The following is a 24504-nucleotide window of genomic DNA, read 5'->3' as shown; positions in this document are numbered from 1 at the left end:
TCATACTTCATATATATGTATATCTTTGTTTTATGAAATTTATCAGGCTTTTTGTGTTTGTTCTTTTATTGTTTTTTGTGAATAACTTGTATTCGCAGAGCAGTCGAGATACAAAAGAAATTGTAGCCGAAACTTCCAAGCTTAAGAAAGCAGTCGACACCAAAAACGAATCCGCAGAAGCTGATTCTTATTACAATATTGGCGAAACCTATTTTAATAGTGGAAATTTCCCGAAAAGCGAAGAATATTTCATCAAATCAAAAGGTATTTACGAAAAACTTAATGATAAAAAGAACCTTGAGAAGGTTACACGAAAACTTGCGCAGTCTCAGGAAAGTCAGAATAAGCTGAAGGATGCGGTTTCAAATTATGAAAGCGCTTCGAAAATAGGCTATTCTAAAGCAAGCAAAAAGATGAACTCTAATGATGCTTCAAGAGTTGCAGCACCTTCCGTAAGCCAAAAAGAAGAAGCCATACGAAGCAATCTTGTCATTAGCGAAAAAGAAAATAATAAGGAAGATCTTGCTGCCGGTTATAGCCAAATGGCGGAAGTGAATATTGAAAATAAAAATATTCCTAAAGCTGAAGAAAACCTTAATACGGCCTATAAAATATCAAAAGAAGAAGCGCCGCAACAAGCTTTGGCAATCAATCAGAAATTAACGAATCTGTACGTTGAAAACAAAAATTTTGACAAAGCTATTGAAGCCAAAAAATCTGTTCTGAAAGAAGATTTTGTGAAAGAAAACTCACAGAAAAAAGTGGAGCAGATTCAGGAGCTCGCAGAAATTTATATCAAAAAAAACGATCCTAAAGAAGCCATTGTTTTGTTCAGAAATGCTTATGACATTGCTTTGCAAAAAGGTCATACCCTCGAAGCTCAAAAAAGTGTTCAAAAACTCGATAGTTTGTATCAGGATTCAGAAAATATTGATGCTTCGGTCAAGTTATACCGTGATTTTTTAGGAAAACTTCCTGATCTCGTTTCAAAAGACAGAAGCTTAACAGACAATAAAATACTGGAAGATACCGAACAGAAAATTCAACAGCTCGAACAGGAAAAAAAGCTGAAAGACGAACTCATTCGCAAGAAAAATCTGTTCAATTATAGTTTGATTGGAGCTTTGATAGTATTGATTGGGCTAATATTCTTCATTTTCAGAACCCTTAAAAAAGTTCAGGTCAAAAATAAAAAAATAGCATTACAATCTCTTCGTCGGGAGATGAATCCGCATTTTATTTTCAATAGTTTGAATTCGGTTAATCATTTTATATCAACCAATAATGAATTGGAAGCCAATCAATATTTAACCAAATTTTCAAAATTAATGCGTGGTGTGATGGAAAATTCTACGGAAGATTTCATTCCGTTTCAGCAGGAATTAGATTTACTTCAGAATTATTTGGCTTTAGAAAAAACACGTTTTGCTGATAAATTTGATTATGAAATTGAAGTTGATGAAAGTTTAAATACTCAAAGTCTGAAAGTTCCGGGAATGCTCATTCAGCCATTTCTTGAAAATGCAATCTGGCACGGTTTAAGATACCGAACCGAAAAAGGTTTTTTAAGTTTAAAATTTGAAAAGAATAAAGATTCTCTGAATGTTTTCATCGAAGACAACGGAATCGGCATTGAAGAAAGTAAGAAACAGAAAACCGAGCATCAGAAATCCCGAAAAGGCCGCGGAATGAAAAATACGCTGGAAAGAATTGCCTTATTGAATGATTTGTACAAACAAAATATCGAATGCAGAATCACCGATAAAAAAGATTCACAAGGTGTTTTTGTTGAAATTTCATATAAATTAATCAATAGCTAAACCTCAAACTTAATCTCAACCTCAAATAATATGAAAATAAAATCTGTGATCGTAGACGACGAAGTTATTGCAAGAGAAGTTCTTAGGAATTATCTCACAAAATACTGTCCGCAAATTGAGATTTTGGGTGAAGCAGAAAATATAAAAGAAGCCGTTCCTCTGATTGCTGAAAAGCAACCGCAACTCGTTTTCTTAGATGTTGAAATGCCTTTCGGAAACGCTTTTGATGTGCTGGAAGCGACCAAAGAATTTTCATACGAAACTATTTTTATCACAGCGTTTTCGCAGTATTCTTTACAGGCTTTGAATAAGTCGGCGAGTTACTATATTTTGAAACCTATCGATATTCAGGAATTGATTTTGGCGGTCAATAAAGTTGCTGAAAGCATCGAAAAGAAGGAAGAACTCAACCGAAATAAAATCCTCCTCGAAAATTTAAAATTAAAACCCGAAAAACAACAACTGATTCTTCCAACTTTACAAGGTTTTGATGTCGTGAAAACCGAAGATATTGTAAGACTTCAGGCGGACGGAAATTTTACTCAAGTCTATCTCACAGACGGTTCCAAGAAAATGGTCTGCCGATTTTTGAAGCATTTTGATGATCTTTTAGAAAATCCTTTCGTTCGGGTTCACCGCTCTCACATCATCAACACTGCTTTCGTGAAATCTTACCACAAAAGCGGAACGGCAACACTTTCCGATAATACTGAAATTGAAGTTTCGGGAAGTTTTAAAGACCAGTTTCTGAAAGTTTTTAACTAAAAATTTATTTAACCATTAAGAACATTTAAGTTGTTAAGTTTTATTAAGGAAAATCAAATAGATTTTATTAGCATCCGCTTAAAGCGAAACTCAACTTAACTTATCTCAATTGCTTAATAAATCTTAATGGTTCAAAATTAAAGGGCATCATTTTTGAATTTTTCATCGTACAAATTACAGTATTATGAAAACCTTATATAAAATTGCCATTCCGGTTTCTTTAGGTATTTTAGGATTAATTATACTCAATTCTTGCTCAGTTGGAATTCCGAAAGGAGCAACAGCTGTGAAAAATTTCAATTCAGATAAGTATCTTGGAAAATGGTACGAAATTGCCCGTTTCGATTATAAGTTTGAGCGGAATATGGATAATGTAACGGCAGATTATTCTCAAAATCCAGACGGAACCATTAAAGTTCAGAACAGAGGGTACAATTACGTGAAAAAAGAATGGAAAGAATCGATTGGTGAAGCAAGATTTGTAAATGATAAATCGGAAGCAAGACTGAAAGTTTCATTCTTTAAACCGATTTGGGCAGGATATAATGTGATTGATATTGATGATGATTATCAGCATGCTTTGATTGTCGGAAACAGCACAAAATACATCTGGATTCTATCCCGAACTAAAGAGATTCCTGAAAGCATCAAACAAAGATTTTTAGCAAAAGCTCAGAAAATAGGTTACAATACTGATGATTTGATTTGGGTAAAACATGATTAATTGTCATTGCGAGAAGCGTAGCGACGAAGCAATCCCCAAAATATACATACAATTTGTCATTCTGACGAAGGAAGAATCTATTTTATTGTAGAGATTCTTCCTTCGTCAGAATGACAAGCTTTACGTTTTAATTCATATTCAAAGTTTTATACTCTTTCCACTCCTCAAAACGGTGGTCAATAATCTGTTTCATCAGATCATAGTTTTCGTAAGTGTCTTCAATATGATAAAAAGTTTCATATTCAAAATCGCTTTCTTCGGCAATACTGTCAAAAAGATTGATATAATCGGTAGCAAACGAACTGTATCTATTTCCAAAATCGGTTTCATCTACATAATAATCTTTGGCAAAATCGTTTCCTAAATCATTCAGATCGTATTCGGAAAATTTTCCGTCCATAGAATCGATGATCAATTCTGCGCCGGTAATTTCTCTCTTTTTTAGTTTTTCAATTTCTTCTTCGGCATCCTCTTTAAATTCTTCAGAAACAAAATTTCTTTCAATGCACCAGTTGAGAAACATTCCTGTATGTGTTGCTCCGTTTCTTTCAGGCAATTCTTCAGGGAAATCACCTCCGTAATGCCATGAAGCATCATCATATTTAGACATAAATTTATTTTAATTATAGTTTCAGACAGTAGGGTTCAAAGATATAAAAAATGGTTTTCTTTTGTTCACTACACAGAATTTTCCGTCATTTGTAAAGAATTTTTTTTTCGAAAATAATTATATGAAAAACGCAGTTCTTATCACCATTGGTGACGAAATTCTTTCAGGAAATACCGTTGACACCAATTCGAATTTCATTGCAACCGAACTTAAAAATATAGGCATAAAAGTTTCTCAGATTTTCACCATTTCAGACGAAATCGACATTATTAAAAGTACATTGAAATCTGCTTTTGAGATTGGGGATTTGGTGATCACAACTGGTGGTTTGGGTCCGACAAGAGATGACAGAACCAAAAAAGCTCTGGCTGAATTTTTTGATGATGAAATTGCTTTGGATGAGGTTACTTTTGAGCATCTTAAAGCCTATATGGAAAAACGTGGCCGAATTGAAATTCTGGAAAGAAACCGCGAACAGGCTTTTGTTCCGACGAAATCCGTTGTTTTTCAAAACCATTACGGAACAGCACCTTGCATGATGATGCAGAACGGAGAAAAACTGTCTTTCAGTTTGCCCGGCGTTCCTTACGAAGTGAAACCGTTAATTAAAGACCAGATTATTCCTTATTTAAAAGAAAAATTCAGTCTGAATTATATTTCTACGAGAATTGTTTCTGTTGTTGGGATTCCCGAAAGTATTTTAGCTGATAAAATTGAAGAATGGGAATTGGCGTTACCTGAAAATATGGCTTTATCTTATCTTCCTGTAGGGACAAGAGTGAAATTGAGATTAACAGCAACCGGAGAAAACGAACAGTTTTTACAAATTCAGCTTGAAAATCAGATTCAGAAATTATTTCCGATTATTGGTGAAAATATTATTGCCACCGATGAAGATAAAATTGAAAAGATTTTAGCAGAAATTCTGAATGAAAAAGAATTAACGATCTCAACATCAGAAAGTTGCACTGGCGGAGAGTTGGCGAAATTACTGACTTCAAATTCAGGCAGTTCGAAATATTTTATCGGCGGCATTGTAGCATATGCAACGGAAAAAAAAGTTGATATTTTAAATGTTTCAGAAGGCACGATCGAACGTTTTACGGTGGTGAGCGAAGAAGTGGCAAGAGAAATGGCAGAAGGTTGTCAGAATCTTTTTAAAACAGATATTTCACTTTCTACAACAGGAGTGGCAGGTCCCGGAAAAGGAGAGGACGGAAAAGATGTAGGAACAGTTTACTACACCATAAGAGTACATAGCAAATCGGAGACTTTCAAGTTGTATCTTCCGCATCTTGACAGACCGGATTTCGTTTCTTTCGTTTCTCAGAAGGTGATTCAGGATTTGGTAGGGATTTTAATTAATAAATAAATTAATTGTAACAATTAATTTAAATCTTCGTGATCTTTTTAAGTGAAATCTAAGATTCGACGTAGTCAAACGCCTTGGCGAACTTAAAAACAGGTAGTAGTAAAAAACTTTGTGCACTTTGCGTTTAAATTATTCATAGCTTTTCCGAAAATTGAATTTTAAAATAAATTAACTTTCCCGTAACAAAATTTAAATTAAATATACATATTGTATAAATTATTATTACAATGAAATCGCTGTGATTATTAGTGAATGAAAAGTCACCAATTACGGCGGTTGCATAAGACCCTAAAAATAAAAAGTTTCTTATGAAAAAACTAACGCTTTCTTTGTTTTTATTGGCAGGAGTTTGTTCGCAAAACACGCTGAACGCTCAGGCTAAATCTGCTAAAACAGCAACTACAGGAGATAAAGGTTTAGACATCAGTCTGATGGATAAATCGGTTCGCCCACAAGACGATTTCTATAATTATGTGAGCGGAACATGGATGAAAACGGCAAAAATCCCTTCGGATAAGCCAACTTGGGGAAGTTTCAATAAACTTGCTGATGATACGGATAATAATTCCATGACGATTTTAAACTCGCTTCTGAAAGATAAATTCAAAGACGGAAGTGAAGGTAAAAAAATTCAGGACCTGTACGCTTCTTATATGAATCTTCAGAAAAGAAATACGGACGGGATAAAACCTATTCAGGATAATATCGATAAAATTGATGCGATCAAAAATCTTTCAGATCTACAAAATTATTTGACTTCTGTAACGAAAGAAGGTGAAAATAACTTCTACGGATGGGGCGTTTATGCTGATCTTAAAGATTCTAATATGAATGCTGTTTATCTTGGCGATGCAACATTGGGAATGGGCAGAGATTATTACCAGAAAGAAGATGCCAAAAATACGGAAGCTCTTGCAGAGTATGAGAAATATGTAGCCTCTATGCTTGAGGAACTTGGCTACAACAATGCTGGAGAAGCTGCAAAAGCAGTTGTGGAATACGAAAAAACGATTGCCAAAACTTTATTGACGAATGAGCAGAGCCGTGATAATACTTTGCAGTATAATCCTAAAAAATTGATTGAACTGTCTGAATTGGTTAAAAACGTAGATCTTCCTGCTTATCTGAAAAAAGTTGGGGTAAATTCACAGCTTGTAATCATCGGTGAACTGGGATATTATAAAAGTCTGGATCAATTAATCAATCAGGAAAATCTTCCCGTGATTAAAGATTATTTGAAATTCCACATGATCAACGGAAGCGCTTCTTATCTCACTGAAAAACTGGGTGACAAAAAGTTTGCTTTCTATGGTAAATATTTAAGAGGTCAGCAGGAGCAGAGAGCTTTAAACAAAAGAGGTTTCGAGCTGATCAATGGTTCTTTGGGTGAAGCTTTCGGTAAATTATATGTTGAAAAATATTTCCCGGCTTCAGCAAAAGCACAGATGGTTGAATTGATCGACTATTTAAAGAAAAGTTTTGCCGTTCATATCAATGGTTTGACATGGATGTCTGATGTAACCAAAGAAAAAGCAATGGCTAAGCTGAATAAGTTCACTGTGAAAGTTGCTTATCCGGATAAATGGAAAGATTATTCTAAACTAAATATTGTTCCGGAAGCTAAAGGTGGAAACTTATACTCAAATCTACAGAATATCTCAGAATGGCAATACAATAAAGATTTAGCTAAAATCGGAAAACCGGTTGATAAAACAGAATGGGGAATGACGCCTCAAACGGTAAATGCATACTACAATCCGGTTTATAACGAAATCGTTTTCCCTGCAGCTATTCTTCAGCCGCCTTTCTTCAATCCTCAAGCTGATGCTGCCGTTAATTTTGGTGGAATCGGAGCGGTAATTGGTCACGAAATGAGCCATGGATTTGATGATTCTGGAGCACAGTTCGATGCAGACGGAAACTTGGTTGACTGGTGGACTCCTGAAGATAAAGCTAATTTCGAAAAAGCAACAAAAGCTTTAGCCGCTCAATACGATAAATATGAGCCGGTAAAAGGAACTTTCGTAAACGGAACGTTCACAAATGGGGAAAATATTGCAGATTTAGGTGGGGTAAACATCGCTTACGATGCACTTCAGATGTATCTTAAAGATAAAGGAAATCCTGGATCAATCAGTGGTTATACACAGGATCAGAGATTCTTCCTAAGCTGGGCAACCGTGTGGAGAACTTTATCAAGCGAAAAATATATGGTAAACCAAGTGAAAACAGATCCGCATTCTCCTGGATATTTCAGAAGTTTTGGGCCTTTAACCAATGTTGATGCATTCTACAAAGCATTCGATGTAAAACCTGGTGACAAACTTTACAAAAAGCCGGAAGAAAGAATCAAAATCTGGTAATCAATATCAAAACCGTTCAGAAATGAGCGGTTTTTTCCTTCAATAGGAACGGGCTTTAGCCCGTTTTCATCATGAAAACATTCCAATGGCTTTAGCCAAAACCTATTTTTATTCCTTATTTTCAAAGGATATTAAAAAATCTTACAAAATAAATTTAACATAAATTCCTATATTTGATCAAACTGTTTTACACATCAAAATTATTTTAATGAAAAAACTAAATATTGCAGCACTTGCATTTTCGGGTGTTGTATTTCTAAATTCTTGTGGTACTGCTCAAAAGACTATCGAAAAAACAGAAAAAGCATCCACAAATCTTGTTGTTGAAAATTCCTCTTTAACTATTTATCCCGAAAATGGTCTTAATTTATCGTATATGGATAAAACGGTTCGTCCCCAAGATGATTTCTTCAGTTATGTCAACGGAAACTGGGTAAAAGAAACGCAAATTCCTTCGGATAAAGCGAGTTGGGGATCGTTCAATGCATTGAGAGAAAATGTAGATGATGCATCACTCGATATTTTAAATAAAATTTTAACTGAAAAATATGCAGAAGGTTCAGAAGGTCAGAAAATCCAGAATCTGTATGCGTCTTTCATGGATGTTGAAAAGAGAAATAAAGAAGGAATGGCTCCGATCAAATCTGATTTGGCTAAAATCGATGCGATTAAAAATGTAAATGACCTGCAGAAATATCTTTTGGAAGCCACAAAACTGGGTGATAATTCATTCTACGGTTGGAGAGTGGGCGCAGACATGAAAAACTCCAAAATGAATGCGGTTTACTTAGGTGGTCCGGATCTTGGCTTGGGAAGAGATTATTATCAGAAAGTAAATGAAGCCAATACAAAAACACTTGCAGAATATCAGAATTATGTAGCTAAATTATTTGGAATTTTAGGATATAAAAATTCTGATTCAGCCGCCAAAAATGTGGTTGATTTTGAAAAGCAATTGGCTAATTATCTGTTGACTTTAGAGCAAAACAGAGATGCCAATTTAAGATACAATCCTAAAAATGTTTCCGAGCTTTCAGGTTTGGTAAAAAATGTCAATTTAGCAAAATACCTTACCGATGCTGGTGTAAATACAGATAAAGTGATTGTTGGCGAACTGAAATATTATCAGAATATGGATCAGTTTATCAACCAGAAAAATCTTCCTTTGTTAAAAGATTATCTGAAATATCATGTCATTAACGGAAATGCAAGTAACCTGGGAGAAAGTTTAGATAATATCCGTTTCGATTTTTATTCTAAATATCTTCAGGGACAAAAGGAGCAACGTGCAATGGACAAAAGAGGTTTAGCGCTTGTAAACGGAGTTTTGGGTGAAGCTTTCGGGAAATTGTATGTAGATAAATATTTTACTCCGGAGTCTAAACAGCAGATGGAAATGTACATCGATTATCTGTTGAAGTCATTCAAAAAACATATTAATGATATGGATTGGATGTCGCCTGAAACCAAAGTAAAAGCTCAGGAAAAATTATCAAAATTCACTGTGAAAATTGCTTATCCGGATCAGTGGAAAGATTATTCTAAATTAAAAGTGGAAGCTCCTGCTCAAGGTGCAACTTTATATTCAAATCTTCAAAATGTTTCAGCTTGGCAATATCAAAAAAGCTTGGAAAAAGTTGGAAAGCCTGTTGATAAAACCGAGTGGGGAATGTCTCCTCAAACCGTAAACGCTTATTACAGCGGTTCAAATAACGAAATCGTTTTCCCTGCAGCGATTCTTCAGCCGCCTTTCTATAATCCAAAAGCAGATGCGGCAGTTAATTTTGGTGGAATCGGGGCAGTTATCGGGCACGAAATTTCTCATGGTTTCGACGATAGCGGTTCAAGATTCGATGGTGACGGAAATCTGAATAATTGGTGGACAGATCAGGATCGTAAGAACTTTGATGCAAAAGTAGGACAATTAGCTGCGCAGTATAACGCTTATGAACCGGTAAAAGGCAGTTTTGTGAATGGTAAATTTACAAGTGGTGAAAATATCGGAGATCTTGGTGGAGTAGCGGTTGCTTATGATGCGCTTCAAATGTATTTAAAAGATAAAGGAGATGTCGGTTTAATCAGTGGATATAATCAGGATCAGAGATTTTTTATGAGCTGGGCAACAGTCTGGAGAACAAAATCTACCGACCAGTATATGATCAATCAGGTGAAAACAGATCCGCATTCTCCAGGGTATTTCAGAGCATTTGGTCCTTTGGTAAATCAGGATTCTTTCATGAAAGCATTTGATATTAAGCCGGGAGATAAATTGTACAAAGCTCCTGAAGACAGAATAAAAATCTGGTAATTTTCAATGTAAAATTATTGTTAAACGCATCTTTTTGGTGCGTTTTTTTATTTATTTTTCATAGATTAGTGACACCAAAAAAGATTGTTAATCATTTAATTACAACTGTGTAATCGAATTGTTTTAAAAAAATCTTCACAAAATTTTGTATGTTAGACTTTTTTTATAAATTTAAACATTGGATTGGTCAAATATTTGCTAATTCAAACCAAAATCAGGAATCACAAAAAAATAATAATATGGCAATGTTCAATTATGGTGTTGGCGGAAACGAGGTAAAAGTTGATGCTAATGAAGCAATCCAGGAAATCCAGGAAAATAAATCCCTTATCGTAAGTCAGCTGACTACAGACGAATCTTATGTTCCCGAAATCGTTACAGGATTAAAAACAGTAGATGATGTCTTCAAACATTTTCAGCCTTCAGTTTCTGTACAACATGAAACACAGGATGGAAGCATGGTAGAAGAGGAGTTTCGTTTTCAGAATCTTGCAGATTTCACTCCCAAAAGTCTTACTCAAAAATCAGATTACCTTCAGCAGCTTAGTATGGAGCAGGAGCAATACAATAAAATTGTTCGCCAGCTTAAAACTAATAAAATTCTTAGAAATATGCTTGAAAATGAACAGACAAGAGCTGCTTTCATTGAAGCATTAAAGGATGTGGCACAAGAACTTGAAAAATAATTAAACGAAATCACACTAAAATCATGGATAGTAAGTTACAGGCTGCAGAAAGTCAACAGCATAATCAGCAACAACAGGCTGGAAGACCAAAAGGAAATCCGCTTGAAGAATTAAATAAAATAGGTGGGTTTGGCTTTATAGAATCTGTTGTAGACGGAATCGCCAATATGAACCCTACCAGAAAAGCAAGAAAAGAAATTTTCCTGAATGACGGTAATAAAGCAGACGAAAGAAAAGAGCTTCTCCAGAAGATCAATCTTTGGGTAGATCTTTTAAGTTCAAATGAACCTGCCGAAAAAATGGCAGATACCTGCAAAACAAAAGCACAGAATGCAGAGCAAAACCTTAAGCATAATCTTAAAAATGCTTTGGATGCTTCACGTCAGCTTGAAACCTCTTACAGAACAGTTGCCCAATTCTACAAAAATACAGAACTTGATAAAGTAGATAACGTAAGCATCGTGAATGCAACCTTAGATCAGGTTTCAGATTTAGATAACCCTATCTTTATTGAGGCAATCGCTGAAGAATTTAAAAACTATTATGACCGTCTTGATTTGAGAGACAACTATTCTATTTTGGCAATTCCCGGTTATTTGGGATCCAATAAAGTAGTTGAAAAATGGGCGAAAATCTGTAACGAAAACAAAGTAATGATGGTTACCGATTTTGCCAATCTTGATAAACCGGATGATGTTGTAGATTTATTTCATTCTGCGAATCTTACAGGAGGTGAATTGCACAGAAGTAATGTCATTATGACTTGTAACTGGCTGGTTGGTCGTGGTAAAGCTGAAGAAGTAGGAGAGGAAGAAAACGTAGAGCTTCCACCGTCAACTTCATTGGCAGGAAAAATCCACAAAACACTGATGTCTCAGGTTGCTGCCGGTAAAAAACACGGTAACATCAACGAAGTAGATGCCGTAAAATTCGAATTGAAAAAAAGTGAAATTTCTCAGCTGGAAAAAATGGGCTTAGTTCCTATGGTGAACGAATACGGTAAGATCATGGCATTCTCTGCAAAAACATTGTTTACGGGAGATAATATCGGTCTTCAGACATATTCTGTCGTTCGTGTATTCGATTATGTAACCAAAGTTTTATTGGATTTCTTAAACAGAAGAGCCTTCGAAAACTGGAATGCAAGAAACGAAGACGATTTGAGAAGACAGATTGTAAGCTTCTTAGACGGTATCAAAGGTGCTGATAAGCTGATCGAAAAATTCAAAATTGTACGTTTCGAACAGGATAAGGTAAATAAAGACAGAGTTTGGCTAGACATCAGACTTACTCCTTATTTCCCGACAAAAAGTTTTGTTATCAAACTAGACGGTCACAAAGGTGATGACGGTAATGAGTGGGATGCAGAATATATCCAGGATTAAATTTCCCAATATTTAATATACAAACCGGTGCGTCAAAACATCGGTTTTTTATTTTTTAATTAAATTTTAAAATCGTTTAATGAAAAATTATTCGTTCATCATTTTCGTATTTGTCATTTTATTTTCAATAATAGGTTGTAAAAAAGAATATCAAAGACCTCAGAAATATGAGATCGACCTTTTTGCCAATGAAAAAAAAGATACGGTAACAGGATATATAATGTCTGAAGATGAAGCTTACGGAATCAGTGATATGGTAATTGCGAGCTCAGATATTTCTGTTTCAGACAGTTCTTCTGGGCGTGGAAAACCGATTTATATTTATAGCGTTAATTCCGGTGATCTATTGTTCAGCAAAAGAGATTCTGCAATTTCGTATCCGTATCATTTTTTATCTAACAGTAAATTAGATTTAAAAAAAGAAAAAAATGATTCGGTGTATGTTTTTTTAGAAAAATTAAGAGGCTACAAATCTATTGCTGAGATGAAAAATATTAAATATCAATGGCTAAAAGGAGCTCCTGTTTATATTCTTGATAACGAGAAAAAATAATTTTATCTTTGCTCATCTAAATGAATTGGTTTTTTGGAAAAGAATAAAAATACTTCAGACTTTCTTCATATTGGTAACAAGCTGTTGAAATGGTATGACAAAAATGCGAGAGATTTACCGTTCAGAAAAACCAAAGATCCTTATAAAATCTGGATTTGTGAGATTGTTTTTCAGCAGACCAGAATTGCGCAGGGTCTGAATCATTATAACAATTTTATCGAAAGATTTCCCGATGTACAAACTTTGGCAAAAGCTCCCGAAGATGAGGTTTTGCTGTATTGGAAAGGTTTGGGATATTACTCACGTGCGATAAACATTCACAAAGCGGCACAGCAGATCATTAATGATTATCAAGGAATTTTTCCTTCAGAATACGAAGAAATTTTAAAATTAAAAGGAATCGGGAAATATACCGCAGCAGCAGTTTCCAGTATTTGTTTTGACGGAAAAATGCCTGCAGTTGATGGTAATTTTTATCGTGTGCTGAGCAGAATATTCGCAGATGATTTTGATATTTCAAATTCTAAATCTTTTACTTATTTTTCTCAGCTGTCAACTCTGATAATGCCCGAAAATGTCGGCGATTTTAATCAGGCGATGATGGATTTGGGCTCGGAAATCTGCAAACCTAAGAATCCTGTCTGCGGCGAATGTCCTGTAAATGAAGATTGTCTTGCTTTTTCATTGAATAAGGTTCCGGAGTTTCCTGTTAAAACAAAAAAAACAAAAGCGCAGGATTTACAATTGCAATATTATTTTATTCATCGAAACGGTCAGTTTCTTATTCAGCAAAGAAAAGATGATTTTATCTGGAAGAAATTGTTCGAATTTCCACCAAAAATTTCTGATGATTTAAAACCATTTATAAAAAGTGTAAAAACCATCAGTCATAAGCTTACCCACAAAAATTTAAGCATAGAAATTTTTAATGTTGAGGTTGATTCTGAAACAGTTTGGGAAGATTTTATTATTAAAAACAATTATATCATCACTGATGTTGAGGGTTCTCATGAAAGATCTTTTCCAAAACCGTTGGAAAATTATATCCAGAATTATGAAGCAGCTTATAGGATTTTGTAGGAAGGAAGTTGGATGATGGAAGATTACAGTTTTAAGAATAAAACTTTTCTAATAAGTGAAATTTTCGATTGAAACTGGTCTTAGCTGAGTGAAACGCCTTTGCGAACGAAAAATATGCAATAACTAATGAAAAAAATCTTTGTGGACTTTGCGTTAAAAAAATCTTCTCCAACAAAATTCAAAACTCATTGAAATGCTGAAATTTGTATCTTAAAATCTGAAATGTAATTTGTATTTTTGCCGGATGATTAAAAAAGTCATTTTTATTTTTGTTTCGATGCTGATTATTTCGTGTGCAAAAGAAGCTACTCCAAAACCTTACGGAGAGTTAAGACTGGAGTATCCTGCGCCGAAATATCAGAAATTTGAGCCTAACTGTATGTACTCCTTTGAGATCTCAGATTTTGCCAAAATTTATGATGCCAAAAGACCTTGTTGGTATTATCTGAACTATCCGAAAATGAAAGCCAAAATTTTCCTGACCTATTATCCGATCAATAATGATTTTGCACAGCAGATTCAGGAAACAGAAAAAATGGTTTACAAACATACCATAAAAGCAAGTTCGATCGATACAAAATCTTTCGAATATCCTGAAAGAAAAGTCTACGGTAATTTTTATGAGCTGAAAGGACAGGCTGCTTCCAATCTGCAGTTTTATGCAACCGACAGTACAAAACATTTCGTGACAGGATATTTATATTTCAATTCTAGACCAAAACCCGATTCTCTAGCTCCTGCAATAGATTATATCAAGAAAGATATGATGCATTTGCTGGATACTTTTGAATGGAAAAAATAAAAAATTTTAAAAACACATAACAACAGATATGCAACCTTTGGATTGCATATGACATTAAAAAATAACAGTATATGAAACTTTTAGTCGTAGGAAGCGTGGCATTTGATGCAATTGAGACGCCGTTTGGTAAAACAGATAAAATTTTAGGAGGAGCAGCTACATATATCGGGATCACATCTTCTATTTTGGGAGTGAAATCCGGAATTGTATCGGTCGTTGGTGGAGATTTTCCACAAGAATATCTGGATATGTTTACCAACAGAGACATAAATATTGAAGGAATAGAAATTGTAAAAGAAGGTAAAACATTCTTCTGGGCAGGAAAATATCATAATGACCTGAATACAAGAGACACTTTAGCGACTGAAGTGAACGTTTTGGAAAATTTTGATCCTAAAATTCCAGATTCTATGCAGGATGCAGAGATTTTATTATTAGGAAATCTTCACCCGGGAGTTCAGCTTTCTGTACTTGAAAAAATGAATCAGCGCCCTAAATTGGTCATCTTAGACACGATGAATTTCTGGATGGATTCTGCAATGGATATTCTTAAAGATATGATTGCAAAAACGGATGTTATCAGCATCAACGACGAAGAAGCAAGACAGCTTTCAGGAGAATATTCTTTGGTAAAAGCAGCGAAGAAAATCCACACAATGGGTCCTGATTATGTGATCATCAAAAAAGGGGAGCACGGTGCATTATTATTCCACGACAACAAAATATTTGCAATTCCTGCGCTTCCTTTGGAAGAAGTTTTCGATCCGACAGGAGCGGGAGATACTTTTGCAGGTGGTTTTGCAGCTTATCTTGCTAAAAAAGGAAAATTCGATTTCGAAACCATGAAATCTGCATTGATCGTAGGATCTGCAATGGCATCTTTCACAGTGGAAAAATTCGGAACCGAAAGATTAGAAGAAGTAAATGAAGCAGATATTCAAAGCAGATTGAAACAATTTAAAGAATTAACGACTTTTGATGTAGAACTGCAATAAATAATCTCTTTTAAGAAATATTTATAATAAAAAATTTAGTGCAATTCATTAAGAATTCTAAATTTGCAACTTGTTTAAAAATGTAAAATGATAAATAAACTAAAAATCACTTTTCTTCTTGGAGTTTTCACGATGTTGTTCTCAGGGAATATGAATGCTCAGCTAAAGAAAGGACAGTTGGTAGACGGTATTGCAGCAGTAATTGGTGACGAGATCGTGTTGGAATCTGATGTGGAAGAGCAGATAAATTACGGAAAACAGCAGGGAGCTTCAACTACCGACAGATGTGAGTTTTTGGAAAACTTAATCAACAATAAACTTCTTGTTTACGAAGCAAAAAGAGATACTTTAATTGAAAACCGTTCTGCTATGATTAAAGATCAGGCAAACGCAAAGTATAATCAGATGCTTTCACAGTTTCCTGACGAAAAAACAATGCTTGCCGCATATAAGTTCAGAAATCAGTATGAGATGAAAAATATGATCGAAAAAATCGATACAGATACTTATTACGGACAGGCAAAATACCAAAGAATTACCGAAAAGGCAGACGTTACCCCGAACGAGGTAACTGATTTCTATAATATGTACAAATCTCAGCTTCCGGAAATCAAAGACGAGGTTTCTCTTTCGCAGATTATGATGTTCCCTAAACTTACGGAAGCTCATAAAGATGAACTCATTGGTAAGCTTAAAAAAATCAAGGCCGATATTCAGGGTGGAGAAAGTTTTGACAGTCAAGCCAGAATTTACTCTGATGATAAAGGAACCGCTGCAAATGGTGGTTTGATGAAAAACATCTTTAAAGGACAGATGGTAAAACCTTTTGAAGCGGCAGCTTTAAACCTTCAGGAAGGCGAAATTTCGGATCCTGTAGAGTCTGAATTTGGGTATCACATCATTCAATTAGTGAAAAAGTCTGGTAAAGCTTACGATGCGAGACACATTCTTTTGATGGCTACTCCTACTGAGGAAGAGATTACCACCGCTAAAAAGAAATTAGACAGTATCAGAGGATTGATTTTGGCGGAAAAAATGACTTTTAAAGATGCTGCATTTAAATTTTCAGATGATAAAAGAACCAAATTCAATGCAGGGGTAATTCCGGGAGCAGATGGTTCAAGTAAAATTGAGAGAGTAAGTATTCCGGGGATTATCAGTTATGAACTTGCAGGTTTGAATAAGAATGATATTACTACTGCATTTGATGATACTGATGAAAGAGAAAGAAAAGTGGTGAAGATTGTAAAGATCGATGATGTAATCCCGTCACACCAGATTACTCTTGAAACGGATTATGACAGAATCAAACAGATGGCTCTCAATAAACGAAAAGGTGAAATGGTCGAAAAGTTTGTGAACTCAAAACTTCCGACAACATTTATCTCTATCGATGGAAGATATGACAGTTGTAGTTTTAAAGGCAACTGGAAAAAAGAATCACTTAGCAAATAGAATAAAAACCTTCAGATTTTCTGAAGGTTTTTTTATGGAAAATAATCTTTAAATACATTGTAAAATCTACGTTTTTAGTATTTTTACCTGATGAGCAATTTTATAGATTTCAACTCCGCTAAAAAACTTCACGCAATGAACGAAAGCAGAAATAAAATAACAGAACTTTTTAATATTAAATATCCCATTATTCAGGCAGGAATGATCTGGCATTCCGGTTGGAGACTGGCTTCAGCTGCTTCAAACTGTGGCGGATTAGGTTTAATTGGTTCTGCGAGTATGTATCCCGATATTTTGCGTGAAAATATTCAGAAATGTAAAAAAGCCACCGATAAACCTTTTGGTGTAAATGTAGCGTTGCTCTATCCAAATTTAGATGAAATTATTCAGATCATTTTGGAGGAAGGAGTGAAAATCGTTTTCACTTCTGCCGGAAATCCCAAAACGTATACAGAAATCCTTCAGAAAGAAGGTATAAAAGTCGCTCACGTAGTTTCTTCGACAAAATTTGCAGTGAAATGTGAAGATGCAGGAGTTGATGCGATTGTTGCAGAAGGATTTGAAGCAGGTGGTCACAATGGAAGAGATGAAACGACAACATTTTGCCTGATTCCCAATGTAAAAAAGCATATTTCTAAACCCTTAATTGCTGCAGGTGGAATTGCTTTAGGTTCTCAAATGAAAGCTGCCATGATTTTAGGCGCAGACGGTGTTCAGATTGGAAGCCGATTTGCTGCAACCATCGAAGCAAGTGCCCACGAAATCTGGAAAAAGAAAATTACTGAACTGAATGAAGGAGATACACATCTTACTCTGAAAGAATTGGCACCCGTAAGAATGGTTAAAAATAAATTTTTCAACGAGCTGGAAGGGATTTATAATGTAGGAAGAAATACCGAAGCTTTAATGGCTTCTTTAGGTAGAGCAAGAGCAAAAAAAGGAATGTTCGAAGGTGATATGGAAGAGGGCGAACTGGAAATCGGTCAGGTTTCCGCTTTGATTGACGAAGTTCTTCCGGTAAAAACAATTTTCGAAAATCTTCTGAAGGAATTTAATGAAGCAACAAATCCCAGTTTGTAATAATGTTTGAAGGAATCATTGATGTAAAAGGTAAAAGTTTATTTGCAAAATATAATCAGACATACGAATACCAACCTACAGTTGTTTTTTTACATGATTCTTTAGGTTCGGTTCAGCTTTGGAGAGATTTTCCAGAAAAACTGGCGGAAGCTACTCAATGTAATGTTTTACTGTATGATCGTTTAGGCTACGGAAAATCGTTCCCGATGGAGACTCACGAAAGAGAAAACGATTATATGGAGCAGGAAGCAGATGTATTGAATGATCTGCTTTCAGAATTAAATATTAATAATGCAATTCTTTTCGGACACAGTGATGGCGGAACAATTGCTTTGATTACTGCATCAAAATATCCGCAAAAAATAAAGGCTGTCATTTGTGAAGCCGGACATATTTTTGTCGAAGACATTACCGTAAAAGGAGTGGAAGAAGCATTATACACTTACAATACGACCAATCTTCCCGCACGTCTGCAGAAATATCACGGCGATAAAGTAGAAACCATGGTAAATGCATGGACAGAAATCTGGCTCAGCAAAAAATTCAAAAGCTGGAATATTGAATATCTTTTAAAAAATATTACATGCTTGTTATTGTTTATCCAAGGAGAAAATGATGAATACGGAACTTTAGATCAGGTTGAAAAAACAGTATCTCAGGTAAGCGGAACGGCAGAAAAATTTATTATTCCGAATATTGGCCATACACCACACAAAGAAGCTCCGGAAATTGTTTTGAATAGATCGGTTGAATTTATAAATTCTTTGGTCAATTAACGTAGTGAAATTCCCCTCCTTTGGAAATCGAGGAACGAAATTCGCCGAAACAAAAAATAAATAAAAAAATAATGAGGCACTGGTGGCGAAAATTCGAAGAATTTTGACGGGGTGGTAAAATAAATTTTAAATTATCTAAATATCAATTGATGTGGGCTTTAGCCCACCTTAATTTTGGGGTAAGAAAGAGTGGCTTTAGCCAAAACCTACAAATTTCTCAATTCCACTTCAATATTTTTCCTTGCCTGAACTTCATATTTAGCTTTAAAAAAATCTGTTTTAAAAATACTTTCCAATTCCAAAAAATGCTCTAAAACTTTTTTCCTTCCAGGTTTATAAAGAAAATTGGGATAAATAGAATACTCTTTTCTGATTTGTTTTGTGTATTCCAAATAAGCCTTATTATCTTTTCCAAGAATTGATAAATCAGCATCTAAAAGAAAATTAGTGTCTTGGTCATCAGATTTTTGATGTGATTTTGTAGCCAAAATCTGCGCATATACTTTTTGAATATCTTCTTTAGCTATATTTAAATCTTCAAGTCTTTTTTTTGAAAATTCTGCACTTTTCTCCTCATTAGACTTTGAAGAAGCATCATAGATTATATCATGATAAAAAATGGAAAAAGAAACATTGTTAAAATTTTTGATCTGAGCTTTTACACTTTCCGCTTCTTCAAACATATTTTCTAAATGTCGAAGATTGTGATAATGTCTGCTTTCTGCAGAATATTTTTTTTCAATTTCATTCCAGAAATTGACAATCAGATTTTTATTATCTGTAAAATTCAGGCAAAGCATTTCAAATATTACTTTTAAAATCATCCGTTCAGGGTTTGATTACAATAAAAAAGGAACTTAAAAAAGTTCCTCAATTCTTATAAGCTGGCTTTCAATTCAGCCCAACCACCACCGTTGTAGCCGTCTTTTAAACCTTGAGAATTAAGATATTCCAAAGCTTTTCCGCTTCTGTTTCCGCTTCTGCAGAACAACACGACAGGCTTTTCGATTGATAAAATCTCATCTTTTCTTTCCTCAACTTCTCCTAAAGGAATATTTGTTGCTCCTTCTATATTTCCGTCCATCTCAAGCTCCATTGGCTCACGAACGTCGATTAATGCGTAATTTCCTGATTGTAATACATCTGCTAATGACATAATAGTATGTTTTATTGTTAAATGGTTTTTGATTGATCAAATTTTTTCAGACCTCCAAATTCCAACAAATTTATAAAATAATCTTAGTTTTGCAATGCGAAATATATGAATTCAACAGCCGAAAAATATTCACAACTCATTAAATCTAAAGCTAAAAGTTTTGGGTTTCAGAATTGTGGAATTTCGAAAGCAGATTTTTTGGAAGAAGATGCACGACATCTTGAAAAATGGCTGAAGAATAATTATCATGGCGAAATGAAATACATGGAAAATCATTTCGATAAAAGACTCGATCCCAGGCTTTTGGTGGAAGGTTCAAAATCAGTGATTTCGCTTTCTTACAATTACTTTCCTGAAGAAAAAATTTCCGCTTTAGAGAATTACAAAATTTCAAAATACGCGTATGCGGAAGATTATCATGAAGTGGTGAAAGAAATTCTCCGTGAATTGGTTGCTGAGCTTCAGACCGAAATTGGAGAGTTTAATTTTCGTGTTTTTGTAGATTCTGCGCCGGTGATGGAGAGAAGCTGGGCAAAAAAATCAGGAATTGGCTGGGTCGGAAAAAATGCAAATCTGATTACCAAACAAAGTGGTTCGTTCTATTTTTTAGCTGAAATTATTTGTGATTTAGATTTAGTTTCAGATCATGAGACAACTGACCATTGCGGAAGCTGCAGAAAATGTATCGATGCTTGCCCGACAGATGCTATTGTTTCTGAAAAAATTGTAGATGGAAGCAAATGTATTTCATACGCAACCATTGAACTGAAAAATGAAATTCCGGATTATTTTAAAGATCGAATGGAGGATTGGATGTTTGGTTGCGATATTTGTCAGGACGTTTGCCCGTGGAACCGGTTTTCTGCACCGAATCTTCAAAATAAATTTAAACCAAATGATTCTTTAAAAAATTTCAAAAAAGGAGAATGGAAAGAGCTTACTCAGGAAATGTTCTCGGAAATTTTCAGAAAATCTCCTGTAAAGCGTACAAAGTTTGCAGGTTTGAAAAGAAATATTGAATTTTTGAATCAATCTTCAGACAAGAATTCTGAAATATTATAGGATAAAATCACGGTCCGGAATTTTAGTCCCGGAAAATAAAGGGGGTAGTTCATCATCCTTAAAACAAATGGTTTTAAAGAAGTGACAGAATTTTAGCAATAAAAATCTAAAAAGCCCTTTCTACAAAAGAAAAATTGACTTTCAAAAAGATAAAATCTCTTAGAAAATCAACGTTTTTTTTGTACTCTTTTTGGAGCTGTTTTTACTCTTATTTTAAATCTCTTTTGGGATTTGTTACTTTTGTGCATATTTTCATGTGTTTGATATCTAAATTTAACTAATTTTTCAAATAAAATAAATACTTTTAGCGAAAAATTTAAAATTAATTTTTATTAACCTCAATTTTCAAAAAACATGAAGGTGAAAATCATAGTATTTTATTTCCTGAAAGCGTTGGGAATCATTCTTGGGATCGTTGTTGTGTATGCTCTTTTAGGGTATTTGCTTCCGTTTATAGAAATTTCGGCAAAAGATGACGGTGAGAAAAAAGAAATTCCGATTTACATTTATACCAATGGTGTTCATACCGATATTGTAATGCCTGTGAAGAACGAATTGCATGACTGGAGCGCAAAAATTCCGTTTAATAATACAAAATCTAAAAAAACCGATTATCAGTTTGTGGGAATCGGGTGGGGCGATAAAGGTTTTTATCTCGATACACCGACCTGGGCTGATCTGAAGTTTTCAACGGCTTTCAATGCTGCATTTTGGCTGAGTGAATCGGCAATGCATTGTTCATATTATACCAAAATGACGGTGGCAGATGATTGTAAAATGATCATGATCAGTAAAAGCCAGTACATAGATTTGGTGAAATTTATAGATGAAAAATTTGATAAAGATGCAGCCGGAAATTATATTTTGATTCCTACCAATGCAGTTTATGATGATAATGATGCATTTTATGATGCAAAAGGAAAATACAGTTTCCTGAATACCTGCAACACCTGGGCGAATGACGCATTAAAAGCTGCCGGACAAAAAGCTGCTTTCTGGACGCCTTCCGATTACGGAATTTTTCTTCACTATAAATAATTTACAATGAAGTTTTCTTCAATGATTTTTATGATGATTGTTTTTCTCTCGTGTCAGAAAGGGAAACAATTTTCTGTTTTTGAAAATGAATTGACAAAACAGAGTGAAGTTGTTCAGAACGAAGAGAAACCTGTTTTAGATTTAATTAAAACTAAAAATAAAGGTACAGAAGCTTTAGAATTTTGCAAAGAGAGAAAACTGAATACGGATTTCTGTATTTTAATCGATATGAGTCTGCATTCGGGAGTAAACCGGTTTGTCGTCTGGGATTTTAAAAAACAGAAAATTGTGAATAAATATCTTGTTGGTCACGGATGCGGAACAAATTCCTGGAGCGGTGATGAATCAAAAGATCATCCTGCATTCAGCAATGAAGACGGAAGTCATCTTTCTTCGTTGGGAAAATATAAATTGTCGGGAAGAGGTTACAGTGATTGGGGAATTCATGTGAAATATCTCATGCATGGTCTGGAAGAATCAAACTCGAATGCATTGAAGAGATTTATTGTTTTTCATTCCTGGGATCTGATGAGTGATGAAGAAACTTTTCCAAAAGGCTCACCTGAAGGGTGGGGATGCCCTACTGTTTCAAACAGTGCTTTGAGAGCTATAGATCCGATGATCCAAAGCTCCCAAAAACCTGTTTTGATGTGGATTTATAACTAAATCCAATTAGTATTTCAAATATAATCTTCGCCATTTACTTACCGTGTTTCTGCTTAGATTGAAGTGATTGGCAAGTTCTACATTATTCAGCTTTTCGGTTTGTTGATAGGTAAGCATTTCCAGAATGGTTTCATAATCATACGATCTGTGCTGTTGATTAAAGCTCATTGTAAGTTTATCTTTCAGCCCGAATATTCTGTTGTTGATTTCAATCACATCCAGAATAGTAAGGTTCTCTTTATTGAAATAGTACTCGAATTCCTGATAACGTTGCGGGCATTTTTTCAATACAATATCTTCAAATATCTTTTTGTAGTTTGGTTTAAAATCTTGTGACATAAGTTGTGTTTTTAATGTTTATGTTTGAATAAAATAATCCTTAAAACTAATCTTTTGCTCTCTGAGGATTCGCATTGTATTTAGAAAACCATTTGTATAAGGTAGTTTTGGGGATATGATAAATATTGATAATATCCTGTTTGGTTTTTTCGCCTGAATTTACAGATTCAAGAATAAATTCAATAATTTCTTTGGTATAAATGTTCTTTCGAAACTGAGGGAGCGGTGAAGAACTGTTTTTGCCTTTATTCTTTTCTGATCTTTTTTCTTTATGCACAGAAGAAAATAGCAGGATGTGCTGAGAATAGACCCTGAAGAAGTCGTATTCCAATAATTTGCTCCATCTCAAAAGGGTATAAGAGTCAATGCTTTCTGATGTATACATTTGCTCGACTTCCTCTGGTGTAGATTTCAGGAATGTACAGATACGATTCATATCAGTATTTGTTTCATGCACTCTTTTTTCGATTATTTGACCGATGTGTATGTTTTTAAAGTCAATCATGATTATGTTTTTTTAGGTAATTATTTTTTATCACGTGTTGTATTTTCAGAATCTTCGTTTGTTGCTTTTATATAAAAATAGAGGGATATTTTTATATAAAGGCTTGATGGGAATAATCTGGTGTTAATTATAGTTGTTGAGATTTTACCATAGTCAATATTTTTTTGGATTAAATTTATCTGTTTTATCATGCCAAAGTATATTTCAACTTCGACATGAAAACAGATTTTTTAAATGTTAATCAGAACATGCTTGTGTAGTAAGGCAATGCCATCCGCAGCTTGTTTCATTATTCACATTTTTTAAAGATTTAAAACATTTTTTGGTCGTATCATAGCCATTTCTTTTTGTCTAAGTAAACTGTTTAAATACGTACTGGTAAATATTTTAATTAATAGTCAGTTTTATTTCCAGTAGTTCCAGTTAGCCCCGTCATAAACAGCAAGCATTGATGCTTGAGTATCATATACCATTGTACCTGCCACAGGACTTGGAATATTTAGGTTTGCCTCACTTACTTTCGGAAGTACCAAAGCTTTAGTGGTAGATTCGAGTACCAAAACTCCCGGTTTGCTGCTTGTTGCAGCACCCATCACAACTCCGTTTATTCCTGGAATGGTATCTGTTCCTGCATTGGCATAAGGATTTGCCGTTGCCTGCCCTGCAGTTGAAAGATCCGTCCAGGCACCGTTTTGCATTACTCTTACCGATTTTACGGTGTTGTCGAGCACAAAAGTTCCGTTTACCGCTCCCGGAGCTGTGTTTACGGCGGGAAGAATGATTCCTTTAGCTTCAGTACCGAACTCAAGAAGCACGCTGTCATTGGTCATTGTGGTTTTTCCGATGGCAATCTGCGCTTTAGCATTGCCTGAAAAAAAGAATGCTGCGGGAATAATTGCCAGTGTTATATATTTTTTCATGATTTTAAAAATTTGATATTTAATTATTAATACTTTCAAACCCG

Annotated in this window: 24 protein-coding genes; 18 read left to right on the top strand and 6 right to left on the bottom strand. The window is 34.6% G+C overall.

The window, feature by feature from the left end:
* Positions 1-32 precede the first annotated feature (32 nt).
* The 3 genes from BA768_RS09475 (at position 33) to BA768_RS09465 (ending at position 3309) form a co-directional block, all read left to right on the top strand.
* Positions 33-1820, top strand: coding sequence for a histidine kinase (locus BA768_RS09475; RefSeq protein ID WP_065720530.1), 1788 nt, complete (start codon positions 33-35; stop codon positions 1818-1820).
* A gap of 30 nt (positions 1821-1850) precedes the next feature.
* Positions 1851-2585: a LytR/AlgR family response regulator transcription factor gene (locus BA768_RS09470; protein ID WP_065720529.1), complete on the top strand. Its 735-nt coding sequence runs from the start codon at positions 1851-1853 to the stop codon at positions 2583-2585.
* Between the two features lie 184 nt (positions 2586-2769).
* Positions 2770-3309, top strand: coding sequence for a lipocalin family protein (locus BA768_RS09465; RefSeq protein WP_065720528.1), 540 nt, complete (start codon positions 2770-2772; stop codon positions 3307-3309).
* 127 nt (positions 3310-3436) lie between these two features.
* On the opposite strand, the gene BA768_RS09460 is transcribed toward BA768_RS09465, so the two are convergent.
* The gene (locus BA768_RS09460; RefSeq protein WP_065720527.1) at positions 3437-3919 is read right to left on the bottom strand and encodes a hypothetical protein; all 483 of its coding nucleotides are present in this window, start codon (positions 3917-3919) and stop codon (positions 3437-3439) included.
* A 121-nt stretch (positions 3920-4040) separates the two neighbouring features.
* Between BA768_RS09460 and BA768_RS09455 the strand changes: the two genes are divergently transcribed.
* From BA768_RS09455 to BA768_RS09400, 12 genes are all read left to right on the top strand, one after another.
* Positions 4041-5291, top strand: coding sequence for a CinA family nicotinamide mononucleotide deamidase-related protein (locus BA768_RS09455; RefSeq protein WP_065720526.1), 1251 nt, complete (start codon positions 4041-4043; stop codon positions 5289-5291).
* A gap of 308 nt (positions 5292-5599) precedes the next feature.
* Positions 5600-7654, top strand: a complete 2055-nt coding sequence (locus BA768_RS09450) for a M13 family metallopeptidase (RefSeq protein WP_034674417.1) — start codon at positions 5600-5602, stop codon at positions 7652-7654.
* 208 nt (positions 7655-7862) lie between these two features.
* Entirely contained in the window at positions 7863-9962 is a 2100-nt protein-coding gene (locus tag BA768_RS09445) for a M13 family metallopeptidase (RefSeq protein ID WP_065720525.1), read from the top strand.
* A 149-nt stretch (positions 9963-10111) separates the two neighbouring features.
* Positions 10112-10648 (top strand): type VI secretion system contractile sheath small subunit, encoded by a 537-nt coding sequence (locus BA768_RS09440; protein ID WP_051882635.1) that lies wholly within the window; start codon positions 10112-10114, stop codon positions 10646-10648.
* A gap of 23 nt (positions 10649-10671) precedes the next feature.
* On the top strand, positions 10672-12033 hold the full coding sequence (locus BA768_RS09435; RefSeq protein ID WP_034674421.1) for a DUF5458 family protein: 1362 nt from the start codon (positions 10672-10674) through the stop codon (positions 12031-12033).
* A 79-nt stretch (positions 12034-12112) separates the two neighbouring features.
* Positions 12113-12586 carry a hypothetical protein gene (locus tag BA768_RS09430; protein WP_034674422.1) on the top strand — a complete coding sequence of 158 codons (474 nt, stop codon included), beginning with the start codon at positions 12113-12115 and terminating at the stop codon, positions 12584-12586.
* Between the two features lie 33 nt (positions 12587-12619).
* Positions 12620-13666 carry an A/G-specific adenine glycosylase gene (mutY, locus tag BA768_RS09425; RefSeq protein ID WP_065720524.1) on the top strand — a complete coding sequence of 349 codons (1047 nt, stop codon included), beginning with the start codon at positions 12620-12622 and terminating at the stop codon, positions 13664-13666.
* 244 nt (positions 13667-13910) lie between these two features.
* On the top strand, positions 13911-14468 hold the full coding sequence (gene gldD, locus BA768_RS09420) for a gliding motility lipoprotein GldD (protein ID WP_034674425.1): 558 nt from the start codon (positions 13911-13913) through the stop codon (positions 14466-14468).
* Between the two features lie 71 nt (positions 14469-14539).
* Positions 14540-15463 (top strand): PfkB family carbohydrate kinase, encoded by a 924-nt coding sequence (locus BA768_RS09415; RefSeq protein WP_034674427.1) that lies wholly within the window; start codon positions 14540-14542, stop codon positions 15461-15463.
* Between the two features lie 87 nt (positions 15464-15550).
* A complete protein-coding gene (locus BA768_RS09410) occupies positions 15551-16918 on the top strand; it encodes a peptidylprolyl isomerase (RefSeq protein ID WP_065720523.1) in 1368 nt (455 codons plus the stop codon).
* A 90-nt stretch (positions 16919-17008) separates the two neighbouring features.
* Positions 17009-17998 (top strand): NAD(P)H-dependent flavin oxidoreductase, encoded by a 990-nt coding sequence (locus BA768_RS09405; RefSeq protein ID WP_228388359.1) that lies wholly within the window; start codon positions 17009-17011, stop codon positions 17996-17998.
* A 2-nt stretch (positions 17999-18000) separates the two neighbouring features.
* Positions 18001-18774, top strand: a complete 774-nt coding sequence (locus BA768_RS09400) for an alpha/beta fold hydrolase (protein WP_065720522.1) — start codon at positions 18001-18003, stop codon at positions 18772-18774.
* Positions 18775-18980: 206 nt separating this feature from the next.
* Here the strand turns inward: BA768_RS09400 and BA768_RS09395 are convergent, their stop codons facing one another.
* Both BA768_RS09395 and BA768_RS09390 read right to left on the bottom strand, forming a co-directional pair.
* The gene (locus BA768_RS09395; protein ID WP_065720521.1) at positions 18981-19598 is read right to left on the bottom strand and encodes a hypothetical protein; all 618 of its coding nucleotides are present in this window, start codon (positions 19596-19598) and stop codon (positions 18981-18983) included.
* Between the two features lie 53 nt (positions 19599-19651).
* Positions 19652-19930 carry a rhodanese-like domain-containing protein gene (locus tag BA768_RS09390; RefSeq protein ID WP_065720520.1) on the bottom strand — a complete coding sequence of 93 codons (279 nt, stop codon included), beginning with the start codon at positions 19928-19930 and terminating at the stop codon, positions 19652-19654.
* 105 nt (positions 19931-20035) lie between these two features.
* Between BA768_RS09390 and queG the strand changes: the two genes are divergently transcribed.
* The 3 genes from queG (at position 20036) to BA768_RS09375 (ending at position 22696) form a co-directional block, all read left to right on the top strand.
* Positions 20036-20992, top strand: a complete 957-nt coding sequence (gene queG, locus BA768_RS09385; RefSeq protein WP_065720519.1) for a tRNA epoxyqueuosine(34) reductase QueG — start codon at positions 20036-20038, stop codon at positions 20990-20992.
* A gap of 354 nt (positions 20993-21346) precedes the next feature.
* Complete coding sequence (locus BA768_RS09380) at positions 21347-22030, top strand: TIGR02117 family protein (RefSeq protein WP_065720518.1); 684 nt, start codon at positions 21347-21349, stop codon at positions 22028-22030.
* A 6-nt stretch (positions 22031-22036) separates the two neighbouring features.
* Positions 22037-22696, top strand: coding sequence for a murein L,D-transpeptidase catalytic domain-containing protein (locus BA768_RS09375; protein WP_065720517.1), 660 nt, complete (start codon positions 22037-22039; stop codon positions 22694-22696).
* Between the two features lie 6 nt (positions 22697-22702).
* Here the strand turns inward: BA768_RS09375 and BA768_RS09370 are convergent, their stop codons facing one another.
* The 3 genes from BA768_RS09370 to BA768_RS09360 all read right to left on the bottom strand — a co-directional run bounded on the left by BA768_RS09370 (position 22703) and on the right by BA768_RS09360 (position 24460).
* On the bottom strand, positions 22703-23035 hold the full coding sequence (locus BA768_RS09370) for a helix-turn-helix domain-containing protein (RefSeq protein ID WP_065720516.1): 333 nt from the start codon (positions 23033-23035) through the stop codon (positions 22703-22705).
* A gap of 46 nt (positions 23036-23081) precedes the next feature.
* Positions 23082-23540: a transposase gene (locus BA768_RS09365; RefSeq protein WP_065720515.1), complete on the bottom strand. Its 459-nt coding sequence runs from the start codon at positions 23538-23540 to the stop codon at positions 23082-23084.
* Positions 23541-23944: 404 nt separating this feature from the next.
* Positions 23945-24460, bottom strand: a complete 516-nt coding sequence (locus BA768_RS09360; RefSeq protein WP_065720512.1) for a hypothetical protein — start codon at positions 24458-24460, stop codon at positions 23945-23947.
* Between the last annotated feature and the right edge of the window lie 44 nt (positions 24461-24504).

The organism is Chryseobacterium sp. CBo1 (assembly GCF_001693475.1).
Taxonomy (GTDB): Bacteria; Bacteroidota; Bacteroidia; order Flavobacteriales; family Weeksellaceae; genus Chryseobacterium; species Chryseobacterium formosense.
The sequence above is the reverse complement of the archived record's forward strand: the minus strand, read 5'-3'. Positions and strand labels throughout refer to the sequence as shown.

Bases quoted from the DNA above. Each gene is read 5' to 3' on its own strand.
- BA768_RS09475 (WP_065720530.1), top strand. From the start codon at position 33: ATGAAATTTATCAGGCTTTTTGTGTTTGTTCTTTTATTGTTTTTTGTG.
- BA768_RS09470 (WP_065720529.1), top strand. From the start codon at position 1,851: ATGAAAATAAAATCTGTGATCGTAGACGACGAAGTTATTGCAAGAGAA.
- BA768_RS09465 (WP_065720528.1), top strand. From the start codon at position 2,770: ATGAAAACCTTATATAAAATTGCCATTCCGGTTTCTTTAGGTATTTTA.
- BA768_RS09460 (WP_065720527.1), bottom strand. From the start codon at position 3,919: ATGTCTAAATATGATGATGCTTCATGGCATTACGGAGGTGATTTCCCT.
- BA768_RS09455 (WP_065720526.1), top strand. From the start codon at position 4,041: ATGAAAAACGCAGTTCTTATCACCATTGGTGACGAAATTCTTTCAGGA.
- BA768_RS09450 (WP_034674417.1), top strand. From the start codon at position 5,600: ATGAAAAAACTAACGCTTTCTTTGTTTTTATTGGCAGGAGTTTGTTCG.
- BA768_RS09445 (WP_065720525.1), top strand. From the start codon at position 7,863: ATGAAAAAACTAAATATTGCAGCACTTGCATTTTCGGGTGTTGTATTT.
- BA768_RS09440 (WP_051882635.1), top strand. From the start codon at position 10,112: ATGTTAGACTTTTTTTATAAATTTAAACATTGGATTGGTCAAATATTT.
- BA768_RS09435 (WP_034674421.1), top strand. From the start codon at position 10,672: ATGGATAGTAAGTTACAGGCTGCAGAAAGTCAACAGCATAATCAGCAA.
- BA768_RS09430 (WP_034674422.1), top strand. From the start codon at position 12,113: ATGAAAAATTATTCGTTCATCATTTTCGTATTTGTCATTTTATTTTCA.
- gldD (WP_034674425.1), top strand. From the start codon at position 13,911: ATGATTAAAAAAGTCATTTTTATTTTTGTTTCGATGCTGATTATTTCG.
- BA768_RS09415 (WP_034674427.1), top strand. From the start codon at position 14,540: ATGAAACTTTTAGTCGTAGGAAGCGTGGCATTTGATGCAATTGAGACG.
- BA768_RS09410 (WP_065720523.1), top strand. From the start codon at position 15,551: ATGATAAATAAACTAAAAATCACTTTTCTTCTTGGAGTTTTCACGATG.
- BA768_RS09405 (WP_228388359.1), top strand. From the start codon at position 17,009: ATGAGCAATTTTATAGATTTCAACTCCGCTAAAAAACTTCACGCAATG.
- BA768_RS09400 (WP_065720522.1), top strand. From the start codon at position 18,001: ATGTTTGAAGGAATCATTGATGTAAAAGGTAAAAGTTTATTTGCAAAA.
- BA768_RS09395 (WP_065720521.1), bottom strand. From the start codon at position 19,598: ATGATTTTAAAAGTAATATTTGAAATGCTTTGCCTGAATTTTACAGAT.
- BA768_RS09390 (WP_065720520.1), bottom strand. From the start codon at position 19,930: ATGTCATTAGCAGATGTATTACAATCAGGAAATTACGCATTAATCGAC.
- queG (WP_065720519.1), top strand. From the start codon at position 20,036: ATGAATTCAACAGCCGAAAAATATTCACAACTCATTAAATCTAAAGCT.
- BA768_RS09380 (WP_065720518.1), top strand. From the start codon at position 21,347: ATGAAGGTGAAAATCATAGTATTTTATTTCCTGAAAGCGTTGGGAATC.
- BA768_RS09375 (WP_065720517.1), top strand. From the start codon at position 22,037: ATGAAGTTTTCTTCAATGATTTTTATGATGATTGTTTTTCTCTCGTGT.
- BA768_RS09370 (WP_065720516.1), bottom strand. From the start codon at position 23,035: ATGTCACAAGATTTTAAACCAAACTACAAAAAGATATTTGAAGATATT.
- BA768_RS09365 (WP_065720515.1), bottom strand. From the start codon at position 23,540: ATGATTGACTTTAAAAACATACACATCGGTCAAATAATCGAAAAAAGA.
- BA768_RS09360 (WP_065720512.1), bottom strand. From the start codon at position 24,460: ATGAAAAAATATATAACACTGGCAATTATTCCCGCAGCATTCTTTTTT.